This is a genomic window from Nocardioides sp. (genome assembly GCF_036401255.1).
Taxonomy (GTDB): Bacteria; Actinomycetota; Actinomycetes; order Propionibacteriales; family Nocardioidaceae; genus Nocardioides.
Genome location: NZ_DASWVI010000163.1, coordinates 1 through 3835, shown reverse-complemented (window position 1 = coordinate 3835; position 3835 = coordinate 1). Strand labels below are relative to the sequence as shown.

Annotated in this window: 5 protein-coding genes; 1 reads left to right on the top strand and 4 read right to left on the bottom strand. The window is 72.2% G+C overall.

Features of this window, described 5'->3' with window-relative positions:
- Nucleotides 1-154: 154 nt before the first annotated feature.
- From VGD85_RS07790 to VGD85_RS07775, 4 genes are all read right to left on the bottom strand, one after another.
- Entirely contained in the window at nt 155-865 is a 711-nt protein-coding gene (locus VGD85_RS07790) for a hypothetical protein (RefSeq protein ID WP_331062884.1), read from the bottom strand.
- Between the two features lie 111 nt (nt 866-976).
- Nucleotides 977-1663, bottom strand: a complete 687-nt coding sequence (locus VGD85_RS07785; RefSeq protein WP_331062883.1) for an NAD-dependent deacylase — start codon at nt 1661-1663, stop codon at nt 977-979.
- Between the two features lie 28 nt (nt 1664-1691).
- Nucleotides 1692-2390, bottom strand: a complete 699-nt coding sequence (locus tag VGD85_RS07780; protein WP_331062882.1) for a hypothetical protein — start codon at nt 2388-2390, stop codon at nt 1692-1694.
- Nucleotides 2391-2439: 49 nt separating this feature from the next.
- Nucleotides 2440-3588 carry a GTPase family protein gene (locus tag VGD85_RS07775; RefSeq protein ID WP_331062881.1) on the bottom strand — a complete coding sequence of 383 codons (1149 nt, stop codon included), beginning with the start codon at nt 3586-3588 and terminating at the stop codon, nt 2440-2442.
- A 65-nt stretch (nt 3589-3653) separates the two neighbouring features.
- Between VGD85_RS07775 and VGD85_RS07770 the strand changes: the two genes are divergently transcribed.
- Nucleotides 3654-3835, top strand: a 182-nt coding sequence (locus tag VGD85_RS07770) for a hypothetical protein (RefSeq protein ID WP_331062880.1), incomplete at its 3' end; no start/stop codon positions are given.

Sequence of the window (3835 nt, the reverse complement as noted above, 5' to 3'; positions counted from 1 at the left end):
CCACCCGCACCACCCGAACTCCAACGCGCACTGGCCACCATCGACCGCCACGTCGAGGGCTACACCCACCGAGCGCGCCTAGGAAAGGCAGCCTGAAACTCAAGACAAACGCCAGAGTTCGAAGAACCTAGCTTCGCTAGCTTCGCTAGCCTGCTCAGGCCCCCAGCTGGCTGAGGTCGACGACCTCGTCGTCCCCGGGCGCCTCGACGTCGAACTCCTCGTCGAACTCCGAGAACGTCACCTCACCGGTGTCCGCTCCCTCGGTCTTCTCGATCTTGACCAGGTAGTGCGGCTCGTCGACGAGCACGTAGCCGGTCGAGGTGCCGTCCTCGGGGTCCTCGTTGTCGATCTTGACCGTCTTGTCGCCGTCGACGTCCTCGGTGCCGGCCTTGGAGTACGTCGAGTCGTCCGACTCGTCCTCCTTGAGCAGCTCGTCGAGCAGCTGGTCGACGTCGCAGAACGTCTGGAACGAGTCGTCGCTCTCGGGGAGCACCACCCACTTGTCGCCCACCGCGGTGATCACCGCGTCGGCGTTGTCGCCGGCGCTGGCGCGCCAGAACGCCTCGTCGGGGCGCATCCACATCGAACCGCCGACGCCCAACAGCTCCGTCGACCCGCCGGCGATGCCGAGCGTGCCCGTGCAGTCGCCCTCGGAGCTGGCCTGCAGGTCGATGTCGAGCTGCTCCCCGTCGCTGGTGACCGACCCGGTGACCTTGACGGCCTTCAGGTCCCCCATGTCCGACTTCGCGGTCTCGACGATCTCGTCCGCGGTCTTGTCGGCGAACCCGTCACCGTCCCCGCCGCCACAAGCGGTCAGCAGCGTCGCCGCCCCGAACCCGACGACGGCCATTGCGATACGTGCCACGCGTTCCTCCTGTAGTTGGTGGGGCAACCGTGCCAGACAACTGCCACACCGCGGCATCGGTCCATCCCCCAGACGGGCCAGTGACAGCTCGTCGCCGGCCGTCGTCGCGGACTACCGCAGCAGGTCGTCCACCCAGGCGGGCACCAGCTCGGAGGCGGGACCGTGCCGCGCCTCGTCGAACAGGTGGCTGCCGTGACTGGGGACCAGGTTGAGCTCCAGGGTCCGGGCGCCCTGGCCGGCGGCGTACCCGACGAAGCCGGCGGCGGGCTGGACGGCACCGGAGGTGCCGATCGACACGAACAGGTCGGCTCGGCCCAGCGCGGCGAGGACCCGGTCCATGTCGTACGGGATCTCGCCGAACCACACCACGTCGGGCCGCAGCTCGCGGCGGCCGCAGCGGGGGCACGCCGGGCCGTCGCCGAGGGCGTCGTGCCAGGGGAACCGCTCGCCGCAGCCCCGGCAGAGCGCCGAGCGCAGCTGCCCGTGCAGGTGCACCACCCGACGCGAGCCGCCGCGCTCGTGGAGGTCGTCGATGTTCTGCGTCACGACGAGCAGGTCGTCGCCGAGCCGGTCCTCGAGGCGGGCGAGCGCCGCATGGGCCGGGTTGGGCGCCACGGCTGCCAGGGCGGCTCGGCGTTCGTCGTAGAAGCGGTGCACGAGCGAGGGCTGGCGGGCGAAGGCCTCCGGCGTCGCCACCTCCTCGACCCGGTGTCCGTGCCACAGGCCGTCGGCGTCGCGGAAGGTCGGGACCCCGCTCTCCGCCGAGATCCCGGCGCCGGTGAGCACGACGACCTTCACGGGCCCAGCCTACGTATCGAGCCGGCGGTCAGCCGCTGGTTCCGGTCAGGCCGGCACCCACGGACAGGCGGGCGAGGTACTCCCGCGCGAGCGCCTTGGTCATGGCCAGCGTCCGCCCCGCCGTCGTCAGGTCGTGCAGGCCGTTGGTGAGGTACGCCGTCTGCCAGGTGTGCCGCTCCGAGGTCTCACCCCGCGGCCACAGGAGGACGCCGGTCTTCTGGCACACGAACCCGCTCCACTCCCCGATGGTCAGCGGGATCCGGCGAGCCTGCGCGCGCTCGCCCGGCGTGTAGCGCGTGTGCTCGTCGTCCTGCCAGCGCAGCGGACGGTGGAACTCGCCGTCGGGGCACTGACGCCGCCGGAGACGCTCGTTCGCCTGGTCGTGCTTCTGTCGGATCGTGACGACCAGATCCAACGCCTCCGGGTCGCTCCGGGCATCCACGACCGCCCACCCCCGGAAGCCGTTGCACGGCTTGGTGAGGTCGCGGCACTCGAACGCGACGTGGGCGATGCCGTGCAGCTGCTTGCGCCCCTGCGGCAGCGCCGCGCCCAGCTGCTCGGCGGTGAAGCGCGTCGGCGTCGGTGCCGGGCTCGGCTCGGTCGCGGACGAGCCGTCGTCCGGACCGGGGCCCTCCGCGCCGCTCGGCTCGCTTCCGTCGGCGGAGCATCCGCCCATGGCCAGCGCCGCGATCAGGACGACCGCGGCCCACCCCCGTGAGATCCGCATGTCGCAGGTATGCCCGGCGACCGCCGGTCCCACACCTCCGATCGCACGGTCAGGACGGGAGGCGGCGGCGGGCCGCCTGGGTCTTGAACTCCTCGAGGAAGACCCGCCGCACCGACTCACCGTCCAGGGCACCCCCGACCACGCCGAGCTCGCCGCGCGCGAGCCGCTCGCACACCCGCAGCCAGGCGTGACCCATGGCATAGGTGAACGTGCCGGCCACGGTCGCGCTGATCGGCGCGGCCACCATCGTGCCCGCGCCGGGGACGAACTTGAGCATGTTCGTGACCAGCGACCGGCCGGCGGTCGTCGCCGCCGCCGTCGCGGCCAGCGAGGCCGCCGTGGACCGCTCGAGCGGCACGCCGTACGTCACCGCGATCGAGGCCATCATCCCGATCTGGAGCGGGACCAGGATCGCCGCGTCGGAGAAGGGGATCGGGGAGGCTCCGGCGGTGGTGGCGGCTCCCGTCGCCGTCTTGATCGCCTTCTCGGCGCGCTCGCGCTTGCGGGCGAAGTCGATGCGCTGGGCGGCCGTGATGGCGTGGGCGACGCCCTCAGGCGCGCCGCGAAAGGTGGCATCGAGGAGCTCCTGCAGGCCGTACGCCGCCTGCCCCGTGAAGTCGTCGGCCTGCGCCATCGTGTAGTGGATCAGGCCGTCGACGATCGGGAGGTCCAGCTCGGCGATGCTCGCCGCCAGCGCCTCGGCGTCGGGATGCACGCGGGCCACACCTCCGGACCCGACGGCCCGCGGGACCTGCGTGAGCACCAGGATCACCGGCAGGCCCAGCCCGTGCAGGGCCCGCACGAACTCCGCCTCGGTCGCCTCGAAGCGCCGGTCGCCGGCCCGCACGCAGTACCACGCGACGTGCAGCTGGTCGGCGAGCGGCTTGCGCCGCATGCCGTGCAGGTAGTCCTCGAGCTCGGCGATCAGCTCGTCGTTGTCGCGCCCGACCTCCAGGCCCCGGGTGTCGAGCACGCCGAGCGTGCCACTCTGGTGGAGGTAGAGGTGCTCGGCCCGCGTGACGGGCTCGCCGATGCCCGTGGCCGCGATCTCGCTGCCGAAGATCGCGTTGACCAGCGTGCTCTTGCCGACTCCGGTCTTGCCGAAGATCGCCAGGTTGAACCGCCCGATCTCCTCGGCCTTGTCCCGCCAGGCCTTCGAGAAGGCCTGGCCGAACCAGTCGTCCGCGGGCGTCACCATGCGACCAGCATCGCAGCCGCGGCAAGCCCACTCCGGGGACCCGCCCTGTGGCAAAGTGCGGCGGCATGGGACTTCTCGGAGCATTCGCCCGGCGAGCGGTACGCCGGCTCCCGGAGCCTCGCGACCAGGCGGCACTCGACGTGCTGCGCGCCACCAAGCGCCTGGTGACCGGTGCCCCGCCGCCGACACCCCGGCGTCGCCGGCGACGCGCGCGCAAGCCTCGGCCCGTCGTCGCGATGACCCGCCG